This window comes from Brevibacillus fortis (assembly GCF_003013395.1).
Lineage (GTDB): Bacteria > Bacillota > Bacilli > Brevibacillales > Brevibacillaceae > Brevibacillus > Brevibacillus fortis.
Map to the genome: position 1 here is coordinate 13,075 of NZ_PXZM01000048.1, position 26,391 is coordinate 39,465.

Below are 26,391 nucleotides of genomic sequence, written 5' to 3' on the forward strand. Positions count from 1 at the left end.
ATGGGAGGAGGCAGGTTTTATGATCTTTCTTACACTAGTTATCTTTTTTGCGTTTCTTTTGATTGTTTGGGTGGTCGTCAGACTCCTCTTCCGGCTGAAAAAGCATGATTCCATCACACATGATGAGAGAGAATTATGGAATCGCTTTCAGGTGAAAGAGCGGGAGATGAGATACCGAAAGCCCAAAAAATAAAAAGAAAGGCGCCAAGGTGACGGGCGCTCTTTCTTTTGCGTGTTACCCACTATGAGAAGAGAAAGAAGGAGAAGACAATGCCAGGTAGATCAGAGGGGCATCAACGTGAATTTTTTCGCTTACGTCTAGAATATGCCCTCTGTGCAGACATGACTATTGTGCTGATCAAAGGGAAAACCATGGAGATTGGGAGCACACAGGTATTGATCGAGGATATCGGAGCAGGTGGACTTCGTTTTCTCTCTCATCTTAAAATGCCAGCCAATGACCAGCTCGTTCTGCAGTTTGCGACGGAATTGTGCGGAGAGGCTCTGAAAATGTACGGCCACGTAGTTCGCACGATTCCGTGGGAAACGGACTATTACGAATACGCTGTACGGTTTACGATGGAAGAGGAACAGCATCTGGAGATTAATCGCTTGGTAAACCGCTTGGCGATCCGCTATCGGCAGAAACGGACAGCAACAGAAGGTCGTTTCTATAAAGGTGATCGCCTGGCATTTTTAAAAGAGTTGGCTCAAGCAAGTCTTGCGATGCGAGCCAGTGAAGCATAGACAAAAAGGCTTTCTGTTGTGCGAATACACAACGGGGAGCTTTTTTGTTTGACATAAAATAAACGAAATGATAAATTATCTATAATAAATCAAACGAATAAAGGCTGTGTTTATATATGAGTCTTCATGAAGCATTTTGGAGCGCTTCCCTTCAAGAATGGAAGCAGGGTTACATCGAACAAGACGAACAGTTTATGTGTTTGCTCTGTGGTGAACAGGTGGAGAAAGGGATTATTTATCCAGTGGAGGGAGTCCTGTACGAAGCGTCCCGCTTTATGCGCCATCACATCGAGGCTGCGCACGGCTCTGTCTTTACTCATCTGAGCCAGTTGGATAAACGATTGACGGGCTTGTCTGATCATCAGGTTAACTTGCTTCGTCTCTTTTATCAGGGCAAGACAGACGCCGAGGTTCAAAATGAAATGGGGATCGGTAGTGCATCTACGATCCGTAATCACCGCTTTGCACTCAAGGAAAAAGAACGTCAGGCCAAGGTGTTCCTGGTCCTGATGGAGTTACTGCATGAAGCGGATAAAAATCAATCGTCTAATGATGCCAAATCAAGCAAGCAAAAGAATTCCTCGAAAGAGGGCGATATCGCAGAGTATGCCGCGATCGTAAAGAGATTCTTGCCGAATGGATTATCAGGTCGATTGGAGCGATTCCCGCGCAAACAAAAGCATAAACTCATCCTACTCGAAGAGATTTCCAAAAAATTTGAGCTCGATCGTTTCTACACCGAGCGGGAAGTGAATGAGATCTTGGAAGGTCTCTACGACGATTATGTGACCTTGCGTAGATATTTAGTCGATGTTGGATTGATGGATAGACAGGCTGACGGCAGTCAATATTGGCGGATCGCTGTGGAAAATGAAGGAGAGGAACGGGAGGCGCAACAGATGGATCGCAAGCAAGAGCTCAAGCAGATGTACAAAGAAGTAGAAATCGATGCAGGTGTTTATCAAATCAAGAACAAGCAAAATGACAAAGTTTTCATCGCCAGCACGAATAACCTAAGAACGATCAACGGTAGAAAGTTTATGCTTCAGCATGGCTCGCATCCTAATCGTGAGTTGCAAAAAGACTGGGATAAATACGGTTCGGACGCTTTTGACATCGAAGTACTAGAGAAAGTTGAGAAGAAAGACCATCCGTATTTTGATGTGAAGGATGCACTGGAAAAACTCCAAGATAAATGGATGGAAAAGCTGGCGCCATATGGTGATCGAGGCTATCACGTACAAAAAGATCCGTCCTAGTCTCGTCCATTATCCAGCATGTGGAAGCGCTCCAAGTGATCCCACAAGCCTTCCTTTTGCAAAATCTGGATTTGTTTTTCGCCAAGTAAATCAAAGTGCGGAAAGGGTGCACGGTTATGAATGTAGACAGGATCGAGTCCGTTGGCAAGGCACCAGTCTGTCAGTAACGAATAATTGGCACATCCTACTTTTGTAACGGTTTTGATCCCGGGAAACCGGGGGTCTAGCCAGTAGTGGGTGAGAAATGCCAATTCGCCTCGACTAACGGCTTGCTTCCAGCGGTTTAGTTCGTCTCGTGTAATCCCAAATGCCACTCTTCCTCATCCTTTGCATAGCGGTCGCGTATCTACCTCATTAATAGCATGGAATCGTATATACGTCAAAAAGACAGTTCTCCCCGGGGATAGCCCTTCGGAAACTGTCTTTTTGTGCTTGGTGGCTTACCGCACGCCTGTTGGAAGCGGAGGCGCGATGTAATTCAACTCTTCGTCCGCGGTGATATAATCGGTGTTGACCATGAGGAGCAAATAGCGCTTGCCTGTTTGCGGATCGCTAAGAATAATGTGGTCTCGGCCAGCTGTCTCGAGGACGCCACGGAAAATTTTTGCGTTCCATTGGCTATTGTTTTCAAACGTTTGGTACACCGTAATGACTTTGCCTCGATTCAGGCGAAGGATGTTTTCGATGTATGATTCTTCTATTACTTGCCCTGGAGTAATGGGTGTTCCCGGAATCCAGGCTCCGCTTGGTTGCATCGGAACCAGTTGAGGTTGTTGCTGCTGAATCATCTGTTGTTGTTGCTGTTGCTGAGGCATGCCGTATGGATACTGTGCGGATGGGTACATGTCGTAGCCGTATTGTTGTTGAGGGTAACCAGTGTAAGGAATTTGTTGACTCATGATGAACTCTCTCCTTTATCTATCTAATCCTTTTAATAGACGCGTGGACAGTCTGCTGGTGTTGGAACGAAGAAGCAGTGTGCCTTATAGCGACCGGAGTTTTGTTGATCCCACCAGGTAGCAGGACAGTTTCCGGTAGGACGGTAGAACCACAATGCGTTGCTCGCAGGGCGGGTTTTCTCACCATTGATTGCGCGCTGTGCCAGTCGTCTGTCCTTTTCCCTAGCCCGTTGATAGAAATACGGCTTCTGGATCGCTTCGAATCCTCCCGGCGATTGATAGACCATGTCACGCATGCTGCGAATGTTTTTGAAGTCAAGGCAGTTGCCCAAAATCCGATTGACCCCGACGTTGCCAACCATCAACATGCCCAACTCACCTTCGCCCTCAGCCTCTGCGCGAATCAGTCTTGCAAGCATATCTACATCATTGGAGTTCGCTTTGATGACGGCCATTGCTTCACCTCCTCCCACAAAAATCACAATAACAATATATGGGCGAATAATAGATTGGTGATTGGCCCATTAAATTTTTCATCAAGTTGACGTTTACGTAAACGGCAGTTACAATTATTTTGTTCTGTAAATTGTGAATTTTATAAATGTAAGTAAGGGGCGTTGGACATGAGCAGAGAAGGAATACAGAAGGAAGAATCGTGGACCATCTCTGATCTTGCTCAACAATTGGATGTCAGCACCAGAACGATTCGGTACTACGAGGAGCTCGGCTTGATTACCCCTAGCCGGACAGAGAAGGGAAGCAGGCACTATAGCCGTAAGGACCGTGCCAGGCTGCGACTCATTCTGCGAGGGAAGCGATTCGGATTTTCGTTGGATCAGATTCGCGAGATGATTGAGCTGTTCGGAGAGGACCGTACAGGTCGTGCGCAGCTTTTGCGAACGATTGAGTACGGCAACCAAAAGCTGGCTGAGATCGACGAGAAAATCATGGAACTCCGACATCTGAGAGAAGACATTCTCGTCTACAAGCAAAACTTTGAACAAAAATTGCTTGAAGAAAATGAGGAGGAGAAACGATGAACGTATCAGCTCTGCTCACAGCAAACGGAAGGAAATATCCTGACAAGTCCGCGCTGGTTGCGGGAGATGTAGAGGTCAGCTTTTCTCAGTGGGACATAAGCTCTACCAAGTGGGCTTGCCATTTGCGAGAGCTTGGCATCGAGCAAGGGGATCGGGTTGTCATGCTGATGCCAAATTGCCCGGAGTTTTCCATTTTTTACGTCGCTGTCATTCGCAGTGGAGCCCTCGTCGTACCGATCAATGCACGCTCAACACAAGAAGAAGTACGACATATATGTGAACATGCCGGTGCAAAGGCGCTTCTTGTTCATGATGCCCTCGTGCCTATCGTGAATGAGTGGGTCCTGCAAACCCCACAGCTGGTAGCAATCAAAACAGGTGCGAGTCAAGGGAATTGGCATGGAATCGCTGACTGGGATGCCAATGAAGTGTCTTTAGAAAAAATGAATGCGCTTTCTTCGGGGGCGTATTTGGCGAACATGAACGAAGATAGCAAGGTCAGCATCCTGTATACATCTGGCACAACTGGACGCCCTAAAGGGGTGCTTTATACACATAGAAGCTTATTGACTGTGGCGAAAATGATGTCGATTGAACTGGCGATGACACATCGTTCACGTATTTTGCATTTGATGCCGTTGAGTCATTCGGCTCCGCTCCATCTCTTTTTCATCGCAGGGCTCATGCTTGGCGCTACCCAGGTGATGGCCCTGACCTTCTCGCCGCAGCTTCTTTTGGATCTGGTGCAGCAGCAGCGGATTACGCATTTCTTTGGAGCTCCCGTTGCGTATTTGTTGACGATGAAGCATCCAGAGTTTGCGACGTACGATTTGTCTTCCATCGAATATTGGATGTATGGTGGGGCTCCGCTGTCCAAAGAGATGGCTTCGCTCATGGAAGGAGCTTATGGACAAGATAAACTGGCGTGCGTCTACGGCTTGACGGAGGCAGGGCCGACGGGAATGTGCCTCTTGCACCGAGAACATCCGGACAAAATCGGCAGTATTGGCAATCGTGGTGTATTGTTCGCTGAAGTGGAGGTCGTAGACGAGCGAGGAGAGCGATGCTCGATTGGCGAAGCAGGCGAAATTCGCTTGCGCGGAGAAGGGACAATGAAAGGATACTACAACAATCCAGAGGCTACGGCAGAAACCATACGCGATGGTTGGGTGTACACAGGGGATATCGCACGCGTGGATGAGGATGGATTTCTGTGGATGATTGACCGCAAAAAAGACGTGATGATTACAGGTGGGGTAAACGTCTACCCGAAGGAAATCGAGCAGTTGTTAGAGCGGCATCCGGCGATTGGCGAAGTAGCGGTTGTAGGTTTGCCACATCCTGAGTGGGGAGAAACGGTTACGGCCTATGTGGTGCTGAAACCAGGAGTCGATACCAATCGGGATTGGCTAGAGGAAATCCAAGGCTTTTTGCGCGGTCATCTCGCCGATTACAAGCTCCCGCGACAAGTGAATATCGTTCCTGCATTGCCGCGGAACACAAGCGGAAAAATCCTGAAGCATGTATTGCGTGATGTCAGTTCCCAAAAGGAAGTGGAGCTGCGATGAGTGATTTGCAAACGAGCATTGATCAGCGAACATACAGCGATAACATCCCGCATCCGCGCGAGCCACAGGCGCAAAACTTTTTCAAAGCAGATCCCAACCTCCATTACTTGCTGGAACGTTATCTCCCTGCTTCCATGCATGAATGGGCCAGACAGCAATTGAACTGGCTAGGCGCACAAGTAGCAGGACCCATTGATGAGCGTGCCGTCTATACCGACAGAGAAGGCAAGCCGAGATTGCGCAAGTACAATCGGCTGGGCGAGGATATTTCCGAGATCATTACCAATGAAGGCTACAGGGAAACAGTAGCGGAGGTTTACGGAGCAGGCATCGTCAGTTACTTGTACGAAGACATTCCTGAGTTGGGGAGAAAAGCGCCATACAGCTATTCCTTTTTCATGGGCTATCTCGTGAGTCAGTCTGAGCCGGGCTTCTATTGTCCCGTCACTTTGTCGATGTCAGCCGCTTATTTAATTGATCGATATGGTAGCGCAGAACAAAAGGAGCAGTACCTGACAGGACTGACCTCTCGCGATCGCACTCGCTTGTATGAGGGAGCTACTTGGCTGACGGAGAGACAGGGCGGTTCAGATGTCGGTGCGAATTTGACTGTAGCAGAGCCAGTAGCAGGTCGTCCGGGTGTGTACCGATTAACAGGAGAAAAGTTTTTTGCGAGCAATGCCGGGGCATTTATTGCGACTGTTTTGGCGAGAATCGATGAGGAGAAACCGGGGACAAAAGGGCTCGGACTGTTTTTGGTGCCATGGATGAAGCCGGACAACGAACGTAATCATATCCAGGTCCGCCGCCTGAAAGATAAGCTGGGAGTCAACGCCGTACCATCTGCCGAGATCCTGTTAAACGGAGCAGAGGGCTATTTGATCGGGGAACCTCAGAACGGCTTTAAGTATATGGCAGAAGCCCTGAACCTCTCTCGCATTTGCAACGCGATTGCTTCGATTGGGATCATGCGTCGAGCTTTTTATGAAGCGAGGTATTATGCCGAGCAACGTCGTGCATTCGGGAATCCGATCGATCAGTATCCGATGGTAAAAGAAATGCTGGTCAGCCTCTTATTGGATACGGAGGTCAGCACGGGTGCGGTGTTTGATATGATTGCTGTCTACGATCGCTTGCAGTCTCATTCCGTTAGCAAGGAGGATAACGCACTTGCTCGCCTGCTGATTCCTTTGCTGAAATACCGTACAGGGGAAGAGGCTGTCGAATCGACCCATACCGCTATTGAAATTCATGGCGGTAACGGCTATATCGAGGAATATGTGACGCCACGTCTGTTGCGTGATGCGCAGGTTTTGACCGTCTGGGAAGGCACCTCGAACATACTTGCACTCGATATTTTGCGTGTGATGCAAAAAGAAAACAGCCACGAAGTGTTTAGCAGATTGCTTCGGGAGCGCATAGCTGGCTGGAAGCATGCCTTTTCACAGCCACACGCCGAGTTGATTCGGACAGAACTGGCCATCCTGGAGGAAAATATCGCCTATCTCATGCAACAGAACCACGATTATTTGACGTACAAATTAAAAACGCTCGCGGACCATATGGTAGATTTGTACACCTTATCGTGCATCGTCAGTGAAGCAGAGGATCAGGTGACGCGAGAAGGTAATGCTCGCAAATACATTTTGGCAAAGCTGTATGCCGAGAAGCACTTCCATCCAAAAGAAAAGCGGGGAATTCAAGCCGATTCTTTGCTGGATGTACAGTTCTTTACCCAACTGGTGGAGTATCAGCCTGTCAGTGTGGAAGAGTGGGCAAAACAGTCTGCTATTGTTTCGACCCGATAAACAAAAAGCGCCTAAAGACCACTTGTTGAGGTGGCTAGGCGCTTTTGATTTTTATGCATACCGCTTGCGACGTATGTTCCAAATAAACCAGATCGCAGCAACCACTGTTGCGATCGATAGCAGCGTGATCTCAAAGTAATCATCGATTAGAACCTTGGCGTGTTTTCCGTATAAATAAAACAAGGTGCCAATCAAATAAAACTTTAATCCCCGTCCGATGATCGCATAAAACATGAGCTTGGTCAGTGAGTAATTAAATACGCCACTGAGCACAGTAAATACCTTGAAAGGGATGGGGGTAAAAGCTCCGATTAGTACGGCAGCATCCCCGTTTTTTGCGAATTTTTCCGTCGCTACGATAACCCATTTTTCAGGGAGAATCTTGTGCAAAAGTGGTTTTCCCAGCCATCTCCCCAACAAAAATCCGATGGGAGCGCCGAGGACGGAAGCAGTAAAGGCTACTGTCGCAAACTGAATCGCTGAGCCGGGATCGAGCAGACTCATCGCAATTTGCATAAAAAACGGAGGAATCGGACTAATAAATGAGTCCAAAAATGCCATGGCAACGAGTCCCCACATCCCGTATTGCATGAATAGTTCCGTGATATGTTCGAGCATGAGCATCTCCTTACGAGGTTTTTTCTATTGTAGCTATCCTATGCCTCTTTGTCCAAGGAAAGACCGACAACGGAAGTTTGATGTCGAGAGGGAAAATAAGGAAATGGGACGAATGGCCCATTAATCTTTTTCCAAAATATCCCGATTATATGTGGGTACGGAATGTCATTACGAAAGGGATATTTTTAAAATGAAAATGCCATTATCTATCAAAGTCATTCAAGGGTTTATGCTTTTGCAAGTCATCGTATTGGGGAGCCTCTATTTTGTGGTTTCACAGGTGGACCTGATGAACTTGAGTCACTGGGCCAGTAAAATGGTTTTCAGCGTGGTGACTATGCCAGAAGATATGCTAGATCAAAGCTATGTGTTAGGAAGAATGAAAGGAAGATTAATGCTTCCACTGATCATCACCACTTTATTGTTCATCTTCATACAGATGAGGTTTCTCAAGTCGGCGATTGTCTGCATAAGTTTGGCGATTTTATTGGATATAAGTAATGGAACTTTCTTAATCGTCATCGTGTATGTAACCCTTCTTTTGGTTGTGACCCACAATAAACAATCGAAGGCATATTTTAATCGGAATGATCATCAAGTTATGCAGACGGTTTCAAAATGAGTGGTCCAATGAGCTTATCCCAGGTCAAATATTGGTAATTAAGTCCTTGTTTTTCATTGACGCTAGGAAAGATTATCCACTAAAATGAAGGGAAACAGGACAAACATCATGGGAGGAACCAATGAAAACATTGGGTTCGGGAAAAGTCGTTTTCTATGCACCAAATGGGACTAACTTGCAATTATCAGGGGAAATTGACGTACGTGGTGATCGGGTATCCGTTACGGAAATCATCTATTTCAATGGCCAACCGAATGGCGCGCGCGAGACGAATTTGCCACTAGCGCAAACTGTGATTTACTGGGAGCCAGAAGTATACGAGCAGATCGGATATGAAGAACAATAAAGAATAATCGCGAGCCCAAACCCTGTCTCATGCAGGGTTTTTTCGCGTCTTACACCGAATCTGCCAGCACCTCGGGCTATAGCCGATGTCCCGGTATTGTGTTATGATTTGGGATGGAATTTACGTATGGTACAAGGAGTGATCCTTATGATCGATTCTATATTGGAACGTGCTCTCGCAGGTGAACGACTAGGTCTCGAAGACGGTCTGGCTTTGTTTGCGAGCAATGAAATCGAAAAGATCGGACATTACGCTAATCTGGTCATGCAAAAGCATCATCCAGAACCGATTGCGACTTTTGTTATTAGCCGCAACGTCAATTACACGAACGTATGTGACACGTATTGCCGTTTCTGTGCCTTTTACCGTCGCCCAGGCTCTTCTGAAGGTTACGTTCTCCCCAGAGAGACGATTTTCCAAAAAATTCAGGAGACCGTTGATGTAGGCGGTACAGAAATCTTGATGCAAGGTGGTACCAATCCGGATCTGAAACTGGATTATTACACGGACCTCTTGCGTGCGATCAAGCAGCGCTTCCCGCACATTACGATGCACTCTCTGTCTGTAGCAGAAGTGATGAAAATCGCGGAAGTTTCTAACATGTCTGTCGAGGAAGTGCTGAAAGAGCTGAAGGCAGCGGGTCTCGATTCCTTGCCGGGAGCGGGAGGCGAAATCCTCGATGATCGTACACGTCGGAAGATTTCCCGTTTGAAAGGCTCTTGGACAGAATGGATTGACACCCAAAAAGCCGCACACCGTGCAGGCTTGCCTGGTACTGCTACGATGGTAATTGGTTTTGGGGAAGAGATGGAGGAGCGCGTACTTTCTCTGTTACGCATCCGCGATGCTCAAGATGAGACAGGCGGATTCAAAGCGTTCATCGTCTGGACCTTCCAACCGGACAACACCAACATGAAGGCAGTCAACAACACGCCAGAGGAATACTTGAAAACACTGGCAATCAGCCGCCTTATGCTGGATAATATCAAAAACTTCCAATCTTCCTGGGTAACGATGGGCCCGCATTATGGTCAGCTTTCTCTCTCTTATGGAGCGAACGATTTCGGCCAAACGATGATGGAAGAAAACGTTGTTTCCGCAGCGGCATGTACGTACAAGGTCAATACGAACCAAATTTTGGAACTCATTCGCGGCGCAGGCAAAATCCCTGCACAGCGCAACACACAGTATGACACCCTGCACGTTTTCAAAGACGGCGAGATGGCAGAACGTGATTTTGTCATGCAAAACTAATCAACCAAAAAACGCTTCTCTGCAACCCTTCTCACAAAGGGAAAACGGCAGGGAAGCGTTTTTCGGTTTTTCATCAGGAACTTTTTACCTGCAACCTTCCCTGAGTTTCCAACCGTTTAAAAGTATATCGCTCCTGACGGGACATATACTGTAACTACAATGGCGGTTGGGGGGATGGTTATGCAGACGTTTCGCGTATTGCTGGAGAATGTCCCTGAGCATTGTGACACATATCGGGCTATCGTAAATGAGATGACGGAGCGGGTCAACACTGCACCGGTGCGCATTACATACAGGGAGCAAGAAGAGAATGGATACCTCTTGTTCTACTTTCAGAGCTGGTGTGAGACTGAGTATGACGCGCAGACCATAGAGTGGGCGAGAGCCTTCGTTGCTCTTACATTAGCCGAATGGGTCATTCAGGTGAAGGAACCGAAAATCATGGAAGAAATGGCCGCAGACTTACTCGCTGCAGAACAGATGGAAACCGAGTGGGCGGAGATTTTTCCTTATATTCAACGCATGTGTCAAGAAGTCGAGCTAGATGGCAGGGAACTGTTGACCGCAACAACACGCAAAGCAAACGTATATCGCAAAGTTTTCACTTATTTGGAGTGGGAGAGAACGATCAACGTCTTGGGCTTCGTCCGGTTTCGACTACAGGAGCATTGGAACGAGCTGTTCGAACTCGTGGAAACTGGCATTGATGAATATCTGGAAGACAAGCAATACCAAGAGTTTGTCGAGCTGCTGCGCTATTTCATAGCTGTACAGGAAACCAAGCAGGAAGTCGTTCATGTCGTTCCTAGTGTGGACAAACCTTTCCATCTTTATGATAAAAAAGGGGATCGTCTTTGGCTTGATCAGCTGGATACGGTTCTGAGCATGGACGAACAAAAATGCAGGGACGAGGATTATTTGGTCAGTGCTTTGGTTACACTGGCTCCTGAGAGTATCGTGCTCCATATGGCTTCGGAAAAGCCTGGACTCGCACAGACGATCCGCAGTATTTTTGACAGCAGGCTCGTTACTTGCCACTCTTGTTCGCTTTGCCTATCCGAGCGACGCGTACTTGACGGGAATAATCCGTCTAAACTATAATAGCAACAACAACTTTACAGCGCTTATAAATACGATGAGAAGGACATGGACTGTATCGAGGACGCTTTAGAGAGGCGAGTCACGGCTGGAAGCTCGCTGCGCATCTCATATGGATCTACCACCTTCGAGTAGCTACCGGGAACAAAGCGTAGGCTTTTATTATCGGTATGCCGGTTAGATGCCGTTACATTGGAATGAGGAGTCTGTTTGATCATGAGCAGACTTGAAGTAGGGTGGTACCGCGAGAACACACTCGTCCCTTTTTTGGGATGAGTGTTTTTTTATTTTCTCTAACAAAAACAAGATACAGGAAGGAAGAATCCTCAGTGGCACAAATTAATGTTACTTTCCCAGATGGAGCCGTACGTCAATACGACGCTGGGATTACCATCGAAGACATCGCAGGCTCTATTAGCTCTAGCCTGAAGAAAAAAGCAGTAGCTGGTAAAAAAGACGGCAAAGTTGTCGATCTCTACACAGCTCTGGAAGATGACGCAGCGATTGAAATCGTTACTCTCGATTCTGCCGACGGATTGGAAGTATACCGCCACAGTACGGCTCACTTGCTCGCTCAAGCAGTAAAGCGCATTTACGGTGCTGAAGTGAAGTTCGGTATCGGTCCTGTGATCGAAGATGGCTTCTACTACGATATGGATATTCCGGTTTCCCTTTCCCCAGAGGATTTGGGCAAAATCGAAGCCGAAATGGAAAAAATCGTGAAGGAAGACTTGCCGATTCGTCGCAAAGTCGTAAGCCGCGAAGAAGCAACTGCGATTTTCCAAGAACTGAACGATCACCTGAAGCTAGAGCTGATTCGCGACCTACCAGAGGATGCGACTATCACGATGTATGAGCAAGGCGAATTTTTCGACCTCTGTCGTGGTCCGCACTTGCCATCCACTGGCTTCATCAAAGCGTTCAAGCTGATGAGCGTGGCAGGTGCATACTGGCGCGGAAAAGCAGAAAACCAAGTTCTGCAACGCGTATACGGTACAGCTTGGCCGAAAAAAGCAGACATGGATGAATATCTGCACTTCATCGAAGAAGCGAAAAAGCGCGACCACCGCAAATTGGGTAAAGAACTGGGACTGTTCATGTTTTCCGAGGAAGCACCAGGTATGCCGTTCTACCTGCCAAAAGGCTTCACTGTTCGCAATGAGCTGGAGCAATTCTCCCGCCGTCTGCAACAATTGGCACAATACACAGAAGTGCGCTCTCCGTTCCTCATGAACGAGCGTCTCTGGAAAGAATCCGGTCACTGGGATCACTACAAAGAGAACATGTACTTCTCTGAAGTAGATAACGCAACTTATGCCTTGAAGCCAATGAACTGCCCAGGTCACATGCTGATCTATAAAAACGAGATGCATTCCTACCGTGATCTGCCAATCCGTTACTCTGAATTCGGGCAAGTTCACCGCCATGAGTACTCCGGGGCTTTGAACGGGATGCTGCGGGTGCGCACCTTCTGCCAGGATGACGCGCACGTATTTGTCCGTCCTGATCAGATTGCGAGCGAAATCAAAGGCATGATCACTTTGATTGACAGCATCTACAAGGTATTTGGCTTCGAATACAGTGTGGCTCTGTCCACTCGTCCGGAAGATTCCATGGGCTCTGATGAGCTGTGGGAAGCAGCAGAAAGCTCTCTGAAAACAGTGCTGGATGAGCTCGGTATGGCATATGAAATCAAAGACGGAGACGGTGCGTTCTACGGACCGAAGATCGACTTCCAAATTACCGACGCGCTGAAACGCCGTCACCAATGCGGAACGATCCAGCTTGACTTCCAAATGCCTGAGAAATTCGACCTGACTTATGTCGGTCAAGACAACGAGAAGCATCGTCCAGTTGTCTTGCACCGTGCGATGTACGGTTCCATGGAGCGCTTCATTGGTATCCTGATCGAGCACTACGCAGGTGCATTCCCGATTTGGCTGACTCCAATCCAAGCACGCATCATGAACATCAGCGAAGTGCACATGCCATATGCAGAACAAGTAAGAGAAAAGCTGCAACAAGCTGGCATTCGCGTAGAGCTGGATGGCCGCAATGAAAAAATCGGCTACAAAATCCGTGAAGCGCAAGTTGAAAAAATCCCGTACATGCTGGTCATCGGTGAAAAAGAGGTGGCTGACGGTACACTGTCCGTACGCAAACGCGGAGTGGGCGATGAAGGCGCAATGACAGTGGATGCGTTTGTCGATAAAATCCGCGCTGAAATCAATGAAATGAAGTAAATCTGTGCATATAAGTAGAGCCGCCCTGATGTTTCGGGGCGGTTTTTTTCATTTTGATACGTTTACTTGGAAAAAAGAAAGGGAAAAGGATGTAGGTAATTATACATATTGTCATCAAGAAAAAACTGCGGGGGATACGTATGCGGGTAAGCATCAAGCAAAGACTGATAGCAGCATTTCTTGCCATTATTTTAATCCCGATTGGAGTGATTAGCTCATTTGTATATGTCAATATGAAGGAGCGAATCCGGACCTATTTTATTGAATCCACGACAAAAGAAGTGGCTCAAGTAGACAATGCGATTAACTTGCATTTCGACTCGATTCGTGAAAACGTCAACCTGATAGCAGGCAGTCCCTTACTAAAAAGTGCAGATAACACCATCACGTCGTATATGGACAAACCAACCAAAACCAAGCATACTCCACTGCAAAACGGTGGGGTAGAGGCCGCCATTTTTCAAGATTTCCTGCGATTTGTCGACTCTCATCCAAATACCGCATTTATCTATTTAGCGACCAAATATGGAGGATACATCCAGTGGCCTACTGATGATGTCATTCCGAATTACGATCCGCGTACAAGAGATTGGTACAAAACGCCAATGGAGAATCCCGGAAAAGTGATCACGACAGATCCTTATCTCTATTTGGGCGACAACAGTATCGTGATCAGTAACGTGACGATGCTAAAAGATGATAAGGGTGAACCTCTGGGCGTGGTTGGACTAGACGTGAGTTTAAAAGGGTTAACCGACATTATGAAAGACATTAAGATCGGGAAAACGGGTTATCTCATGCTGGTTGGCAAAGACGGAACGATTTTGGCTAATCCGAAGAACCCCGAGCTCAATTCGAAAAACCTGAAAGATACGCAAATTCCTGAACTAGCCGCTATCATGGAGAATACCTCAAGCAGCTTTGAGGTCACGATGAACGATACCGAGTATTTGGCTAACGTCTTTACTTCAGACAAGACCGGATGGAAATATATTTCGTTTATTGAAAAAGATGAGCTTTCTGCTGAAGCCAATCAAATCGGTTTCATCATCGGAGCTTTAAGCATTTTCTTTGCCTTACTTGCGGCTGTCGCTTCCGTTCTTTTCTCGCACAAATTCACCAAGCCATTGCTTGCCATCGTTGACCAGATTACCCAGATCGGTCGTGGTGACTTTACCAGTGAATTGCCCAAAAACCTTTTGACAAGAAAAGACGAAATCGGCATGCTTGGTCAGAGTATTCAGGTAATGCAAGTATCCATCCAAGGACTCATTCGGGAAGTCCAAAAAGCGGTTAACACCCTTTCTACTTCGTCAGACAACGTATCGGTTCGCTTGGCAGACAATGTAGATACTGCTAACAAGATATCAACTACCATACAGGAAGTAGCGAGCGGGGCGCAAAATCAGCTCAGAGGTACAGAAGAGTCCGCAAGAGCTATGGAAGAAATGACGATCGGCATCCAACGTGTGGCGGAAACAACCTCCATCATCTCGGAAGCATCTACATCTACGGCAGATGAAGCGCAGCTAGGAAACCAATCCATCCAAAAAGCTATCCAGCAAATGGACTCCATCCGTGGCTCCGTGGAACATTCCGTATCTGTAGTCAAGCAATTGGGTGAGCGATCCAAAGAAATTGTGCAAATCATTGACGTGATTACGGGAATCGCTTCCCAAACGAATCTGCTTGCTCTCAACGCAGCCATTGAAGCTGCCCGTGCAGGAGAGCATGGACGGGGCTTTGCTGTCGTAGCAGATGAAGTGAGAAAGCTCGCTGAACAATCTGACGGGTCTGCTCGGCAAATCGCCAATCTCATTCAGGAGATCCAAGCAGATACGACCATGGCAGTCAATTCGATGGATTCTGTCAATCAAGATGTTCAGGAGGGATTGTCTACTGTCTTGGAGTCAGGAGAAGCCTTCTATCGCATCTTACAAGAAATTCGACAGATAACCGATCAAATTCAGGAGGTATCTGCTGTCTCTGAGCAGATGTCCGCCGGATCGGAACAAGTCGCAGCATCTGTGGACGATACTGCTCAAATTGCAAGGATTTCAGCGCGCAATGCTGAAAATCTGGCTGCTTCCTCTAAAGGCCAATTGGCCACTATGGAAGAGTTTGCCGTTTCATTTGAATCCTTGAATCATATGGCTCGCGAACTGGAAAGAATGATCACGAAATTTAAGATTTAAAGGATGCAGAATGGAAAGAGTACGAATTTCGGGTGGAATTCGTACTCTTTTTTTGCAAAGCAGTCTCATCTATGAGGCAATATGCTGTTTGCGTTTGAAAATTTGGCTATTTCGATTTATGATAATAGACTGGTACTAAGTCGAAATGCGGTATTATTAAGATGAAGGGGAAAAGTCATCATATAGATATAAGGAGAGTGAACATCTATGCCAGAAAAAGTGCTTGATTTACGGAATCGTCCTCTCCGCGATTTACGAATATCTGTCACCGATAAATGTAATTTTCGTTGCCGCTATTGCATGCCTGCCGAAATTTTCGGACCGGATTTTGAGTTTTTGCCGCAAAGCAAGCTGCTGACCTTTGAGGAGATTACCCGTTTGACCCAGATATTTACTTCGATTGGGGTTGGGAAAATCCGCATTACCGGCGGAGAGCCATTAATGCGCAGAAATTTGCCTGAGTTGATTCGAATGATACGTGGAGTGGAAGGCGTTCAAGATATTGCGATGACGACAAACGGTTCTCTTTTGTCCCGCCATGCTCATGCGCTAAAAGAGGCAGGTCTGGATCGGGTCACGATCAGTCTGGACAGCTTGGATAATGAGCGCTTTGGGATGTTGAATGGAAGAGGCTATCAGGTCGATGCCGTGCTGGACGGGATTCGCACAGCGGCAGATGTCGGGCTACTGATTAAGATTAATATGGTGGTACAACGCGGAGTCAATGATCAAGATATTTTGCCGATGGCACGGTACTTCCGTGAGCAAGGACACACCCTTCGATTTATTGAATTCATGGATGTGGGGAACAGTAACGGATGGCGGCTGGATCAAGTCGTACCTTCCCGTGAAATTGTGCGCATGATCCATGAAGAGATGCCGTTGGTAGCGACTGAAGCGAATTACTATGGAGAGGTGGCTTCTCGCTATCGCTATGAGGGATCGGATCAGGAGATTGGGTTGATCTCATCGGTGACCCAAGCTTTTTGCTCCACTTGTACGCGAGCTCGCTTGTCGGCAGAAGGGAAATTGTACAACTGTCTGTTCGCTTCATCCGGAGATGATTTGCGCGAACCGGTCCGCGATGGACGCACGGATGAGGAGATTCGCGAGCTAATACGTACGATATGGGAGCGGCGTGACGTGCGCTACTCAGAAGAAAGACTCAGTGAAACGCCTGGTCTCGCCAAGCGCGAGAAGGTCGAAATGTCCCATATCGGGGGATAATTAGGTGTTAGCCTTGACAAAACCCAAGCTACCTTGTAATATAAATTGCGTGTATAAACACTTCATACTTCGAGAACAAGCAGAGGCGCACAGCTTCTCACCTGGGTCGACGTCGTATACGACTGTTGACAGGTAACTCTTACGCAAAGATCCTCGGATCTGATGAAATTGCTTAGGTGAGATATGTGCGGGCGCAGATTGCGTTCGCACATTTTTGTTCCTTCTCGAAATTGACGGAGGTGGCAAGTATTAGCAAGGATCAAATGTTAATTAACGAAGCGATCCGTGCCCGTGAAGTCCGATTAATCGGTGCTGACGGGAGCCAATTGGGAGTCGTACCCTTTAGGGAAGCGTTGCGCATTGCCCAGGAAGCCGAACTGGATTTGGTAAACGTTGCTCCAACAGCCAAGCCGCCTGTGTGCCGTATCATGGACTACGGAAAGTTCAAGTACGAGCAGGCGAAAAAGGAAAAAGAAGCACGTAAGAACCAGAAGATCATCGAGCTGAAAGAAGTGCGTTTTTCTTCTAACATCGAGGAACACGATTTTCAAACAAAGCTTCGCAACGTCCGCAAGTTCTTGGAGGATCATCACAAGGTGAAGTGCTCGATCCGTTTCCGTGGACGTGAAATCACCCACTCCGAAATTGGACTAGGCGTTATGGAACGTGTAGCTGCCCAGTGTGAGGATCTCGCTGCGCCTGAGCGCAGACCGAAGATCGAGGGCCGCAGCATGATCATGATTCTGGCTCCGAAAGCGGAAAAGCAGTAAGATAGTAGTTTAGACAGGAGGATTTTTCAGATGCCTAAAATGAAAACCAACAAGGCTGCTGCGAAACGTTTCAAAAAGACTGGAAGCGGCCAATTGAAGCGCGACCGTGCGTTTGGTAGCCACTTGTTCGCTAACAAATCGACGAAAGCTAAGCGCCACCTGCGCAAAGCTGCACTCGTTTCCAAAGGCGATCAAAAACGTATTGAGCAAATGCTCACTTACCTGTAAGTTATTCTTTATTACACACCATTACGCAGCATGAGCTCCCTAAGCGCCTAGCAGTAGGCCGCCATGCTGGAAAGACCAGGAGGAGTTTAGTATGCCAAGAGTAAAAGGTGGCATTGTTACACGCCGTCGTCATAAGAAAATCCTGAAGCTGGCGAAAGGATACTTCGGTTCCAAACATCGCCTGTTTAAATCCGCTAATGCGCAGGTAATGAAATCCCTGCTGTATGCATACCGCGACCGTCGTCAAAAGAAACGTGATTTCCGCAAACTGTGGATCACTCGTATAAACGCACAAGCTCGCATGAACGGTCTGTCCTACAGCCGTCTGATGCATGGCCTGAAAGTTGCTGGCATCGAAGTTAACCGCAAAATGCTGGCTGACTTGGCTGTTAACGACAAAGCTGCGTTCAACGAACTGGCTACAGTTGCTAAAGGCAAACTGAACGCGTAATTTTTGAATAGAAGAGCCGATCTTCCCGATTTAGGGTGAGGTCGGCTTTTTTGTTGTGGCCCAGAAAGCAAAATCAAACGAATGGCATCCTACACCTGTCCACACGCTATCAATCTCCTTGTCATATCTTACAGCAAAGATAGAAGGAGGTGAGTGGCATGGCAGAATTACGAGTAAGCTTGTGGGCAGGTAGAAACTTTGAAGCTCGTCGTATTCGTTTTCGCAGACGTGGGGTAGCAGTCAGACAGTGTCAAGCTCTTGAATTCGATGATGTACTGTCGAGTTTTCGATTACGAGCAGGGAATAATGGCCGAGTGACACTCGTTCTGTTTTCAGGAACCGCTTATCAAGGCGATTTTCGTGTCTTCCGGGGGAATCGGGATATTGCCGACCTCGGTAATTTCGACTTCAATAATCGTACCTCGTCATTCATTTTTGTGGGACGCAATCTGACTATTTCTCAAATCAGGGAGATTCAACGGACGAGAACGGCACCGAGAAACGTGGTAGAAATCAGAACGTAGAAAGGGAAGTTCGGGTCAAAGAAAAAACAACCGAGATCACATTCGGTTGTTTTTTCTATTTCTATTCAACAAATGATTCGCTGTCTTATGGCGTCCGCCACACCTTGCGCGCGATTTTGCACACCGAGCTTTTTTAACGCGGACTTGATGTAATCCTGCACGGTAAACTCACTGATTCCCATCCAGTCCGCCATCTCCTTAACGCTCTCGCCCCATGACATCCGCTGCATGACTTCGACTTCTCGGCGTGAGAGCTTGACGGTTTTAGGGGGAAGGGAATCGGTTGCCAATACTTTGCCTAGCATCGCACAGTAGGCACTCAAGGATTGTATCAATTGATGGTTAATGCCGGAACAGCCATCCTGATGCCAGGAAATACCGGCGTAGCCGAGTACGTTAGACCCATAGCTGATGGGGAGAATGAGCGCATAAGGGGCGCCATACACCAAATTGGGCGGGATCTGGCGGATCGCCTCAGAATCTAGCAGTACCGCTCTTTGTTCGCGAATCGCATGCTGAATGAGGGGCATGTTGCGCATGTCCACCCGTATATCGCGGATAGAGCATAGCTCTTGGTCAAGGATCGACCATAGTCCCTCCCCCATTTGACTGAGCGTCGAGTAATTGCACAGAATGGCTCCCATGAAAGGAAAGAGATCCACGAAGCCGCGTACAGCAAGAACCAGTTTCTCCTCATAAAATGTCGTTTCTTTGATTCGATCGATGTACATGTTCAGCTCTGGACTGACCATGGAGTGATTGCCACCTCCATTTGGGTGATGAACACCCCCTGATTTTTGGGGATATGAACGATCGTTCAGCCTGACCTATAATCAACCTACAGCGTCTTCATTTTATCAAACCGCTGATCTGAGCGTAAAGGAAGGAATTGGGATAAATTAACAAAATCATGACTTCTTACATTCGTTCGGAATAGAAGGCGTATGAGAAAAAAGAAAGGTTGGATAGGGATGAGGAATGGTTTTGTTTCGACCAGCCAAAAAGGATTGAATCAGGAGCTGTTGCCGTACCAATTGTATCAAAAAGCGAAGAGATACGGGATTTGGAACCCGCAGGACATTGATTTTACGCAAGACCGCGAAGATTATGCGAATATGAGTCCGGAGCAGAAGGAAGAAACCTTGGGGCGGATTGCGAGTTTTCTTGGTGGAGAAGAGGCAGTCACCCTCGATCTTTTGCCTTTGATCATGGTCATTGCAGAGGAAGGGCGATTGGAAGAAGAAATGTATTTGACGACCTTCCTCTTTGAAGAGGCCAAGCATACCGAGTTTTTCCGATTGGTTCTCGACAACATCGGTGAGTCAGGAGACTTGCATCATTTTCACGATGATGTGTACAAACGAATTTTCCATGAGATCCTGCCGAATGCACTCAATCGTCTGCTGACGGATAAATCCCCCGAAGCCATCGCGGAGGCTTCTACTGTCTATAACATGTTTGTGGAAGGCGTGCTCGCCGAAACAGGCTACTATGCGTTTTACGAAGCACTCAGCAAAACGGGGCTTATGCCTGGTCTCATGCAAGGAATTGGGTATTTGAAGACAGACGAATCTCGGCACATAAGCTACGGAACATTCCTGCTGCAGCGATTGATCTGTGAGCATCCCCATATTTACGATGTCATTGCCAAAAAGATGGATGAGCTGGCTCCAATGGCAAGTCATTTGTACGACTGGATGGACGATCCGCAAGGGGTGAGTCCATTCGGAGTGAAGGTCGCTGATCTGCAGCAGTTTGCGAAAAAGCAACTAAGTGTGCGCATGGAGGTACTTGCCCGAGCAAAAGGGCAGACGATGGAAGAGTTGTATAAGCATACAAGGACAGCTGTCGATGTGTAAAGAAAGGCGTTCGAACGTATTCGACCGCGAAAGAGCGAGTCATTATGTGATGGAACTGGGCTCGGGTCCGAAAGAAGAATCCGCCCAAGGTCTGAGTAAAAAACAACCTCCCGTCTGTGTTATACAGCCTGGCTGATCCCTTAAAATAAAGCCATAAGAGGAAAACATTGGTTAGGGAGAGATACTAAAATGAGAAAACAAAAGTGGATGATGATGGGAATTACAGCAGTTGTTTGTGCAGCGATGGTCGTACCAGGGGCGTTTGCCAAAGAAAAAGATGACGCACATTCTGTGACGCCTGCCTTCTTCGCCCCTGGTTCGAACACGGCTCCAGTAGTCCAGAAAACAGATGCGGTAACAAGCACGAAAACAACAGGAAGTGCATTTATTTTCGCACCAAATGTAAACGAAAAAGAAAAAAATTAATGGGCGAAAAGCATCCGTACAGGATGCTTTTTCTTTTGAAGAAAATGGATGTAAGCCTCAAGTCTGACAAAAAAACAATCTTTCGTCCGTGTCGAGCAGACTACCCGATGCCATACAATAAAAAGCGTTACAGGAAAACATTGGATAGGGAGAGAGACATAGATGAGAAAACAAAAATGGATGATGATGGGTGTAACAGCAGTTGTCTGCTCAGCGTTGCTCGTACCAGGAGCGTTTGCGAAAGACAAGGATGATTCTTACACCGTGACACCTTCCTTGGTAAGCCCTGGTTCGTACGCCGTACCAACTGTTAAAGTCGCCGAGGCCAAAAACACACCACAAACCGGAGCCTCGTTTATTTTCGCCCCGACTGTCAACGAAAAAGAGGAAAAATAAAGCAGCAAAAAGCTGTCAGACTATGTCTGGTGGCTTTTTTTCTGTGAAAAACGTCTCGACGTGATGCGCCACTTCCACTCACTAGGCATATGATGGTGGGTGAATCCGAGCAAGAGAGGAGCTTCGCTGATGAGTAATCGCCAGAAAATGGCGGATGAGGAATTACAGGAATGGGCAAGCCGACTGGAAGCTCACGCGCCGCAGGACGTGCTAGTGAGCGCTGTGGAAAATTATGCAGCGGGTCTGATCCTGGCTGCCAGCTTTGGCGCCGAAGATGTCGTTTTAATCGACATGCTGCACAAATTGGCTCCCACCATCCCTGTATTTTACCTCGATACCAACATTCATTTTGCTGAAACGTATGATACACGTGACAAGCTGCAAGCCAGATACGGCACGACATTTATTCAAGTGCAGCCACAGTTGACGTTAACCGAGCAGGCAGAAAAACACGGTGACAAACTGTGGGAGAGAGAACCGAATCTTTGCTGCGAGATTCGTAAGGTAGAGCCGTTAAAGCGCGTCCTGTCCAACTATCAGGCGTGGATTACAGGCATTCGCCGCGAGCAATCCCCTACCCGAGCGAAAACAAAAAAAGTGGAGTGGGACGAAAAATTCGACCTGGTTAAATTCAATCCGCTAGCAGATTGGACGGAGGCCCAGGTGTGGGAATATATCCATGCGCATGATGTCCCTTACAATCCATTGCACGACCGGAACTATCCAAGCATTGGCTGCCGGGTATGCACTCGCGCTGTCATGCCTGGCCAAGATTCTCGGTCCGGACGGTGGGCTGGCTTCGAAAAGACCGAATGCGGTCTGCACAAATGAACAGCGCAGGAGGGAAGTACGTGAAGCAAGAGATCTTGCCGCATGGGATCAAAAAAGCCATTATCGTAGACAAATGGACACTCTCGGACATCGAATGTCTTGCCATCGGAGCATTTTCGCCGTTGACTGGGTTCATGGAAGAGGCGGATTACCACGTTGTCGTGGAAACGATGCGCCTAGCCAATGGAACAGTTTGGCCATTGCCAGTGACATTGGCTGTCGATGCATTTGTGCACGACGATCTTGTGCCTGGTGACAGTATTCTGTTACGTGGTGAAGATGGAGTGGGCTATGCGATTTTGCGGGTGAAAAGCTGCTTTGTGCCAGACAAAATGCGTGAGGCAGAGCTCGTTTTTCGCACCGTGGATCTCGCTCACCCGGGTGTGAAAAAGCTGTTTGAAAAGCCAGACCTATACGTGGGTGGCTCCGTAGAAGTACTGCAAAAGCCACAGCCTGAGCGCTTCTCAGATTTTTATTTGACGCCAGCTGAAACGAGAGAAAGATTTCGAGAAAATGGCTGGAAAACGGTGGTTGGCTTCCAAACGCGCAATCCCGTTCACCGGGCACATGAATATATTCAAAAGGCGGCATTGGAGATTGTGGATGGCCTTTTTCTCAACCCATTGATGGGGGAAACGAAATCAGACGATGTTCCTGCACAAGTACGAATGAAAAGCTATCTCGCCCTCCTGGAAAACTACTATCCGCACAACCGTGTACTGCTCGGAGCTTTTCCAGCTGCCATGCGCTATGCGGGTCCGCGTGAGGCGGTCTTCCACGCATTGGTACGAAAAAATTACGGTTGTACACACTTTATCGTCGGCCGCGATCACGCAGGGGTAGGCGATTATTACGGCACGTATGATGCGCAGCACATCTTTTCCGAGTTTGCCCCAGGTGAGCTCGGTATCCAGCTGCTCTTTTTTGAGCACAGCTTTTATTGCACAGCATGCCAAGGTATGGCAACGACCAAGACGTGCCCGCATGACAAAGACTCGCATCTGACCTTATCGGGAACAAAGGTGAGGGAAATGTTGAGAACCGGGATTACGCCACCACCGGAATTTACTCGACCGGAAGTCGCGATTATTTTGATAGAGGGATTGCAATCCCCACAATAAAACGGAACCGAAAAAGCAGGAGAGGGACGGCAAAGCCGTTCTTTTTCCGTTACAATAACTGGACAAGTCTCTCTTTTCTTGTATCCGCTTTCAAGCAAAAACCGCGCTGTATAGCCATTTCCAACTGAGCATTCGTTCGGACGAAAGTCCAGTAAAATCTTTTTGTTTTCGTTGACACCCCCTAGGTGCCTAGCTATAATCAGACGTAACACTTTATTCTGACAACAACAATATTGAAAATATTGTACTAATAGTAGGCCACGACGAGGATGGTGCGCGTTACCCCTTTTACAGAGAGCCCTGATGCTGAGAAACGGGTATAGGGTACGCCGCATTGCTCACCTCTGAGCCGTTTTGCTGAAACTTGCTTTGCAGGTAGTAGGCCAAACCGCTTAACACCCGTTAACGTGTTACAGTCCACATACGTTGTGACTGGCTGAGATCGGCTGACCGTGAGGCGCCGATAAAGTTGGGTGGTACCGCGAACCCTTTCGCCCCAAAAGACATGGAAATAAAACCGTGTCGGGGCGAAAGGGTTTTTCTATGTGTCTATAGTTATTTTCAATACCTGTTGAGAATTGGGAGGAGGAGAGGTCAATGAGTGTTGAAATGGCCGAATTGCAGAAAAAGAACGGCATTCCACCGATTCAGTTCGGGGAAGAAGTGACAGGAGCAGAAACGCTGCTGCGCTGTTTGATCCTGGAGCAGGTCGAATACATTTTCGGCTATCCAGGCGGTGCGGTGCTCCCCATTTATGACTCTCTATACGGGAGCTACTTCAAGCACATTTTGACGCGTCACGAGCAAGGCGCTATCCACGCTGCTGACGGATTTGCCCGAGCGACAGGCAAACCGGGTGTATGTATCGCTACTTCTGGTCCGGGAGCAACGAATCTCGTAACGGGGATTGCGACCGCTCAGATGGACTCGGTTCCGCTGGTCTGCATCACGGGTAACGTGGCACAGTCGCTGATTGGTACCGATGCGTTCCAAGAAGCGAACATTACGGGAATTACCATCCCGATTACGAAGCACAGCTACTTTGTCCGCGACATTCGCGATCTCCCGCGGATTGTGAAGGAAGCTTTCCACATCGCGACAACCGGTCGTCCGGGCCCAGTATTGATCGACATTCCAAAAGACGTCGCCAATGCGAAGGCACCATTTACTTACCCGGATAAAGTGGAGGTTCGCGGCTACCGTGCCTCACTCGTGCCCAGCGACGAAAAAGTACAAGAGTTTGTAAAAGCCGTTGGCGAAGCAAAGCGTCCAGTCATTTTGGCGGGCGGAGGAATCATTGCAGCTCAAGCAGAGAAAGAATTGCGCGACTTTGCTGAAAAAACACGCATCCCGGTGATCAACACCTTCATGGGACTGGGCGGTTTCCCTGGAACACACGAGCTGTCACTGGCAATGCCAGGGATGCACGGAAATTACACGGCGAACCAGGCGCTCTTGAATGCGGATTGTGTGATTGGTCTGGGAGCGCGCTTCGATGACCGGATCACGATGGGACGCACCAAGGAATTCGCACCAAAAGCCCGCATCGTACACGTTGACATCGATCCAGCAGAGCTGGGGAAAAACGTAACGACAGCCGTCACAGTAGCGGGCGACGTGAAGAGCACGCTGGCAAAAGCCATTCCGCTTGTAAAAGCTTGTGATTCCGAAGCGTGGATCAGTCAGTTGAAAGAGTGGAAAGAACAATATCCGTACAAGTACAAAAAAGATGGCGACGTATTGAAGCCACAAGCAGTCATTGAACTCTTGTACAACTCCACAGATGGGGAAGCGATCGTCACAACAGACGTTGGACAACACCAGATGTGGACAGCTCAATACTATAAGTTCAAGCACCCGCGTTCCTTTATCTCTTCCGGTGGTCTCGGCACGATGGGCTTCGGATTCCCAGCAGCAATTGGCGCACAGATCGCTCACCCGGATCGCACGGTAATCTCCGTCGTAGGGGATGGCGGATTCCAGATGACCAACCAGGAGCTGGCAATCGTCTCCCAATACAACATTCCGGTCAAAGTAGCGATTGTGAACAACCAGTGCTTGGGAATGGTTCGTCAATGGCAGGAGCTCTTCTACGATAATCGCTATAGCCAAATCGATCTGACGTGCAGCCCGGATTTTGTCAAACTGGCGGAAGCATATGGCGTAAAGGGCTTGCGAGCAAGCACGCCACAGGAAGCCGAGGCAGTTTGGGCAGAGGCACTTGCGCATGATGGACCAGTCGTGGTGGACTTCCGAGTTGCACAGGAAGAAAACGTATATCCGATGGTTGCATCAGGCAACACATTAGATCAGATGGAATTGGGGGACGATTAGGATGCAGCAACATACCATTTCCGTACTCGTCAACGACCAACCAGGCGTTTTGACCAGAGTGGCGACACTGTTCGGCCAACGCGGCTTCAACATCGACAGTATTACGGTGGGAGGCACGGAAGAACAGGGGCTGTCCCGGATGATCATTTCAACCGGGGGAGATGACCGCCAAATCAATCAGCTGATGAAGCAATTGCACAAGCTGATCGATGTCATCTCCGTCACGAATCTCAGCGAGAACCCTTTTGTTTCACGGGAACTGGCACTGATTAAAGTGACGGCATCGCCCAGCCAACTGGCAGAGTTAAACGGAATTGTCGAGCCGTTCCGTGCCGCGATCGTCGATGTGGGCCCTAGCTCACTGATCGTGCAAGTAACGGGTGACACCGAAAAGATTGATGCGCTGCTCGTACTATTACAAAGCTACGGTGTTATTGAACTGACAAGAACAGGTGCAGTAGCGATGGCGCGCAGTATTGTTCCAGCAACAGCCGCAGCAACGGTTTAAATTGCCAAATTTCAGAATA

At 48.0% G+C, this 26,391-nt stretch carries 29 protein-coding genes and 1 other annotated feature; of the genes, 24 read left to right on the forward strand and 5 right to left on the reverse strand.

All coding sequences use genetic code 11. From position 1 onward, the window contains the following. Positions 1-19 precede the first annotated feature (19 nt). From C7R93_RS30430 to C7R93_RS26170, 3 genes are all read left to right on the forward strand, one after another. Complete coding sequence (locus C7R93_RS30430) at positions 20-193, forward strand: hypothetical protein (RefSeq protein WP_167402508.1); 174 nt, start codon at positions 20-22, stop codon at positions 191-193. Positions 194-270: 77 nt separating this feature from the next. Then, positions 271-747 carry a PilZ domain-containing protein gene (locus tag C7R93_RS26165; protein ID WP_106841539.1) on the forward strand — a complete coding sequence of 159 codons (477 nt, stop codon included), beginning with the start codon at positions 271-273 and terminating at the stop codon, positions 745-747. 116 nt (positions 748-863) lie between these two features. Further along, positions 864-2,006, forward strand: coding sequence for a DUF2087 domain-containing protein (locus C7R93_RS26170; RefSeq protein WP_106841540.1), 1,143 nt, complete (start codon positions 864-866; stop codon positions 2,004-2,006). Here the strand turns inward: C7R93_RS26170 and C7R93_RS26175 are convergent. The 3 genes from C7R93_RS26175 to C7R93_RS26185 all read right to left on the reverse strand — a co-directional run bounded on the left by C7R93_RS26175 (position 2,003) and on the right by C7R93_RS26185 (position 3,360). Further along, positions 2,003-2,320: a hypothetical protein gene (locus C7R93_RS26175; protein WP_106841541.1), complete on the reverse strand. Its 318-nt coding sequence runs from the start codon at positions 2,318-2,320 to the stop codon at positions 2,003-2,005. The two genes, C7R93_RS26170 and C7R93_RS26175, sit on opposite strands and share 4 nt — an antisense overlap. A gap of 126 nt (positions 2,321-2,446) precedes the next feature. Next, positions 2,447-2,905, reverse strand: a complete 459-nt coding sequence (gene gerQ, locus C7R93_RS26180) for a spore coat protein GerQ (RefSeq protein ID WP_106841542.1) — start codon at positions 2,903-2,905, stop codon at positions 2,447-2,449. Positions 2,906-2,937: 32 nt separating this feature from the next. After that, a complete protein-coding gene (locus tag C7R93_RS26185; RefSeq protein ID WP_106841543.1) occupies positions 2,938-3,360 on the reverse strand; it encodes a cell wall hydrolase in 423 nt (140 codons plus the stop codon). 168 nt (positions 3,361-3,528) lie between these two features. Between C7R93_RS26185 and C7R93_RS26190 the strand changes: the two genes are divergently transcribed. The 3 genes from C7R93_RS26190 to C7R93_RS26200 are packed head-to-tail and all read left to right on the forward strand — an operon-like array spanning position 3,529 to position 7,321. Then, positions 3,529-3,945: a MerR family transcriptional regulator gene (locus C7R93_RS26190; RefSeq protein ID WP_106841544.1), complete on the forward strand. Its 417-nt coding sequence runs from the start codon at positions 3,529-3,531 to the stop codon at positions 3,943-3,945. After that, the gene (locus C7R93_RS26195) at positions 3,942-5,513 is read left to right on the forward strand and encodes a class I adenylate-forming enzyme family protein (protein WP_106841545.1); all 1,572 of its coding nucleotides are present in this window, start codon (positions 3,942-3,944) and stop codon (positions 5,511-5,513) included. Before C7R93_RS26190 ends, C7R93_RS26195 begins: the two co-directional genes overlap by 4 nt. Next, entirely contained in the window at positions 5,510-7,321 is a 1,812-nt protein-coding gene (locus tag C7R93_RS26200) for an acyl-CoA dehydrogenase family protein (RefSeq protein ID WP_106841546.1), read from the forward strand. Before C7R93_RS26195 ends, C7R93_RS26200 begins: the two co-directional genes overlap by 4 nt. Positions 7,322-7,372: 51 nt before the next feature. On the opposite strand, the gene C7R93_RS26205 is transcribed toward C7R93_RS26200, so the two are convergent. After that, entirely contained in the window at positions 7,373-7,939 is a 567-nt protein-coding gene (locus C7R93_RS26205) for a YqaA family protein (RefSeq protein WP_106841547.1), read from the reverse strand. A 190-nt stretch (positions 7,940-8,129) separates the two neighbouring features. Here C7R93_RS26205 and C7R93_RS26210 point away from each other — a divergent pair, with 190 nt between their 5' ends. The 11 genes from C7R93_RS26210 (at position 8,130) to C7R93_RS26260 (ending at position 18,897) form a co-directional block, all read left to right on the forward strand. Beyond that, positions 8,130-8,561, forward strand: a complete 432-nt coding sequence (locus tag C7R93_RS26210; protein WP_106841548.1) for a hypothetical protein — start codon at positions 8,130-8,132, stop codon at positions 8,559-8,561. Positions 8,562-8,682: 121 nt separating this feature from the next. After that, positions 8,683-8,907: a hypothetical protein gene (locus tag C7R93_RS26215; RefSeq protein ID WP_106841549.1), complete on the forward strand. Its 225-nt coding sequence runs from the start codon at positions 8,683-8,685 to the stop codon at positions 8,905-8,907. 147 nt (positions 8,908-9,054) lie between these two features. Continuing rightward, positions 9,055-10,161, forward strand: coding sequence for a cyclic dehypoxanthinyl futalosine synthase (mqnC, locus tag C7R93_RS26220; RefSeq protein ID WP_106841550.1), 1,107 nt, complete (start codon positions 9,055-9,057; stop codon positions 10,159-10,161). 180 nt (positions 10,162-10,341) lie between these two features. Further along, positions 10,342-11,262, forward strand: coding sequence for a putative sporulation protein YtxC (ytxC, locus tag C7R93_RS26225; RefSeq protein WP_106841551.1), 921 nt, complete (start codon positions 10,342-10,344; stop codon positions 11,260-11,262). A 25-nt stretch (positions 11,263-11,287) separates the two neighbouring features. Beyond that, positions 11,288-11,526, forward strand: a binding site (T-box leader). 62 nt (positions 11,527-11,588) lie between these two features. Continuing rightward, the gene (gene thrS, locus C7R93_RS26230; protein ID WP_106841552.1) at positions 11,589-13,502 is read left to right on the forward strand and encodes a threonine--tRNA ligase; all 1,914 of its coding nucleotides are present in this window, start codon (positions 11,589-11,591) and stop codon (positions 13,500-13,502) included. 140 nt (positions 13,503-13,642) lie between these two features. Further along, a complete protein-coding gene (locus C7R93_RS26235; protein ID WP_106841553.1) occupies positions 13,643-15,697 on the forward strand; it encodes a methyl-accepting chemotaxis protein in 2,055 nt (684 codons plus the stop codon). 207 nt (positions 15,698-15,904) lie between these two features. Next, complete coding sequence (gene moaA, locus C7R93_RS26240) at positions 15,905-16,924, forward strand: GTP 3',8-cyclase MoaA (RefSeq protein ID WP_106841554.1); 1,020 nt, start codon at positions 15,905-15,907, stop codon at positions 16,922-16,924. Positions 16,925-17,187: 263 nt separating this feature from the next. After that, positions 17,188-17,694, forward strand: a complete 507-nt coding sequence (infC, locus tag C7R93_RS26245; RefSeq protein WP_106841617.1) for a translation initiation factor IF-3 — start codon at positions 17,188-17,190, stop codon at positions 17,692-17,694. A gap of 30 nt (positions 17,695-17,724) precedes the next feature. Then, on the forward strand, positions 17,725-17,922 hold the full coding sequence (gene rpmI / locus C7R93_RS26250) for a 50S ribosomal protein L35 (RefSeq protein ID WP_012685334.1): 198 nt from the start codon (positions 17,725-17,727) through the stop codon (positions 17,920-17,922). 91 nt (positions 17,923-18,013) lie between these two features. Continuing rightward, positions 18,014-18,373 (forward strand): 50S ribosomal protein L20, encoded by a 360-nt coding sequence (gene rplT, locus C7R93_RS26255; protein WP_047070959.1) that lies wholly within the window; start codon positions 18,014-18,016, stop codon positions 18,371-18,373. A 158-nt stretch (positions 18,374-18,531) separates the two neighbouring features. Beyond that, positions 18,532-18,897 (forward strand): hypothetical protein, encoded by a 366-nt coding sequence (locus tag C7R93_RS26260; protein WP_106841555.1) that lies wholly within the window; start codon positions 18,532-18,534, stop codon positions 18,895-18,897. 65 nt (positions 18,898-18,962) lie between these two features. On the opposite strand, the gene C7R93_RS26265 is transcribed toward C7R93_RS26260, so the two are convergent. Then, positions 18,963-19,649, reverse strand: coding sequence for a helix-turn-helix transcriptional regulator (locus tag C7R93_RS26265; protein WP_106841556.1), 687 nt, complete (start codon positions 19,647-19,649; stop codon positions 18,963-18,965). 219 nt (positions 19,650-19,868) lie between these two features. Between C7R93_RS26265 and C7R93_RS26270 the strand changes: the two genes are divergently transcribed. From C7R93_RS26270 to ilvN, 7 genes are all read left to right on the forward strand, one after another. Beyond that, a complete protein-coding gene (locus C7R93_RS26270; RefSeq protein ID WP_106841618.1) occupies positions 19,869-20,756 on the forward strand; it encodes a R2-like ligand-binding oxidase in 888 nt (295 codons plus the stop codon). A gap of 189 nt (positions 20,757-20,945) precedes the next feature. Then, a complete protein-coding gene (locus C7R93_RS26275; protein WP_106841557.1) occupies positions 20,946-21,182 on the forward strand; it encodes a hypothetical protein in 237 nt (78 codons plus the stop codon). Between the two features lie 162 nt (positions 21,183-21,344). Then, positions 21,345-21,578, forward strand: a complete 234-nt coding sequence (locus tag C7R93_RS26280; protein WP_106841558.1) for a hypothetical protein — start codon at positions 21,345-21,347, stop codon at positions 21,576-21,578. Between the two features lie 129 nt (positions 21,579-21,707). Continuing rightward, complete coding sequence (locus C7R93_RS26285; RefSeq protein WP_106841559.1) at positions 21,708-22,409, forward strand: phosphoadenylyl-sulfate reductase; 702 nt, start codon at positions 21,708-21,710, stop codon at positions 22,407-22,409. Continuing rightward, positions 22,391-23,530: a sulfate adenylyltransferase gene (sat, locus tag C7R93_RS26290; protein ID WP_106841560.1), complete on the forward strand. Its 1,140-nt coding sequence runs from the start codon at positions 22,391-22,393 to the stop codon at positions 23,528-23,530. Before C7R93_RS26285 ends, sat begins: the two co-directional genes overlap by 19 nt. 597 nt (positions 23,531-24,127) lie before the next feature. Further along, positions 24,128-25,864: a biosynthetic-type acetolactate synthase large subunit gene (ilvB, locus tag C7R93_RS26295; protein WP_106841561.1), complete on the forward strand. Its 1,737-nt coding sequence runs from the start codon at positions 24,128-24,130 to the stop codon at positions 25,862-25,864. Position 25,865: 1 nt separating this feature from the next. Beyond that, a complete protein-coding gene (ilvN, locus tag C7R93_RS26300; RefSeq protein ID WP_048031929.1) occupies positions 25,866-26,372 on the forward strand; it encodes an acetolactate synthase small subunit in 507 nt (168 codons plus the stop codon). The last annotated feature ends 19 nt before the right edge of the window (positions 26,373-26,391 follow it).

Coding starts and splice junctions, on each gene's coding strand:
- moaA (WP_106841554.1), top strand. CDS start 15,905: ATGCCAGAAAAAGTGCTTGATTTACGGAATCGTCCTCTCCGCGATTTA.
- C7R93_RS26285 (WP_106841559.1), top strand. CDS start 21,708: ATGAGTAATCGCCAGAAAATGGCGGATGAGGAATTACAGGAATGGGCA.
- ytxC (WP_106841551.1), top strand. CDS start 10,342: ATGCAGACGTTTCGCGTATTGCTGGAGAATGTCCCTGAGCATTGTGAC.
- gerQ (WP_106841542.1), bottom strand. CDS start 2,905: ATGAGTCAACAAATTCCTTACACTGGTTACCCTCAACAACAATACGGC.
- C7R93_RS26195 (WP_106841545.1), top strand. CDS start 3,942: ATGAACGTATCAGCTCTGCTCACAGCAAACGGAAGGAAATATCCTGAC.
- C7R93_RS30430 (WP_167402508.1), top strand. CDS start 20: ATGATCTTTCTTACACTAGTTATCTTTTTTGCGTTTCTTTTGATTGTT.
- C7R93_RS26170 (WP_106841540.1), top strand. CDS start 864: ATGAGTCTTCATGAAGCATTTTGGAGCGCTTCCCTTCAAGAATGGAAG.
- rpmI (WP_012685334.1), top strand. CDS start 17,725: ATGCCTAAAATGAAAACCAACAAGGCTGCTGCGAAACGTTTCAAAAAG.
- C7R93_RS26280 (WP_106841558.1), top strand. CDS start 21,345: ATGAGAAAACAAAAATGGATGATGATGGGTGTAACAGCAGTTGTCTGC.
- sat (WP_106841560.1), top strand. CDS start 22,391: ATGCGGTCTGCACAAATGAACAGCGCAGGAGGGAAGTACGTGAAGCAA.
- C7R93_RS26185 (WP_106841543.1), bottom strand. CDS start 3,360: ATGGCCGTCATCAAAGCGAACTCCAATGATGTAGATATGCTTGCAAGA.
- C7R93_RS26275 (WP_106841557.1), top strand. CDS start 20,946: ATGAGAAAACAAAAGTGGATGATGATGGGAATTACAGCAGTTGTTTGT.
- mqnC (WP_106841550.1), top strand. CDS start 9,055: ATGATCGATTCTATATTGGAACGTGCTCTCGCAGGTGAACGACTAGGT.
- C7R93_RS26270 (WP_106841618.1), top strand. CDS start 19,869: ATGAGGAATGGTTTTGTTTCGACCAGCCAAAAAGGATTGAATCAGGAG.
- rplT (WP_047070959.1), top strand. CDS start 18,014: ATGCCAAGAGTAAAAGGTGGCATTGTTACACGCCGTCGTCATAAGAAA.
- C7R93_RS26235 (WP_106841553.1), top strand. CDS start 13,643: ATGCGGGTAAGCATCAAGCAAAGACTGATAGCAGCATTTCTTGCCATT.
- ilvB (WP_106841561.1), top strand. CDS start 24,128: ATGAGTGTTGAAATGGCCGAATTGCAGAAAAAGAACGGCATTCCACCG.
- infC (WP_106841617.1), top strand. CDS start 17,188: ATGTTAATTAACGAAGCGATCCGTGCCCGTGAAGTCCGATTAATCGGT.
- ilvN (WP_048031929.1), top strand. CDS start 25,866: ATGCAGCAACATACCATTTCCGTACTCGTCAACGACCAACCAGGCGTT.
- C7R93_RS26205 (WP_106841547.1), bottom strand. CDS start 7,939: ATGCTCGAACATATCACGGAACTATTCATGCAATACGGGATGTGGGGA.
- C7R93_RS26265 (WP_106841556.1), bottom strand. CDS start 19,649: ATGGTCAGTCCAGAGCTGAACATGTACATCGATCGAATCAAAGAAACG.
- C7R93_RS26215 (WP_106841549.1), top strand. CDS start 8,683: ATGAAAACATTGGGTTCGGGAAAAGTCGTTTTCTATGCACCAAATGGG.
- C7R93_RS26260 (WP_106841555.1), top strand. CDS start 18,532: ATGGCAGAATTACGAGTAAGCTTGTGGGCAGGTAGAAACTTTGAAGCT.
- C7R93_RS26165 (WP_106841539.1), top strand. CDS start 271: ATGCCAGGTAGATCAGAGGGGCATCAACGTGAATTTTTTCGCTTACGT.
- C7R93_RS26200 (WP_106841546.1), top strand. CDS start 5,510: ATGAGTGATTTGCAAACGAGCATTGATCAGCGAACATACAGCGATAAC.
- C7R93_RS26210 (WP_106841548.1), top strand. CDS start 8,130: ATGAAAATGCCATTATCTATCAAAGTCATTCAAGGGTTTATGCTTTTG.
- C7R93_RS26190 (WP_106841544.1), top strand. CDS start 3,529: ATGAGCAGAGAAGGAATACAGAAGGAAGAATCGTGGACCATCTCTGAT.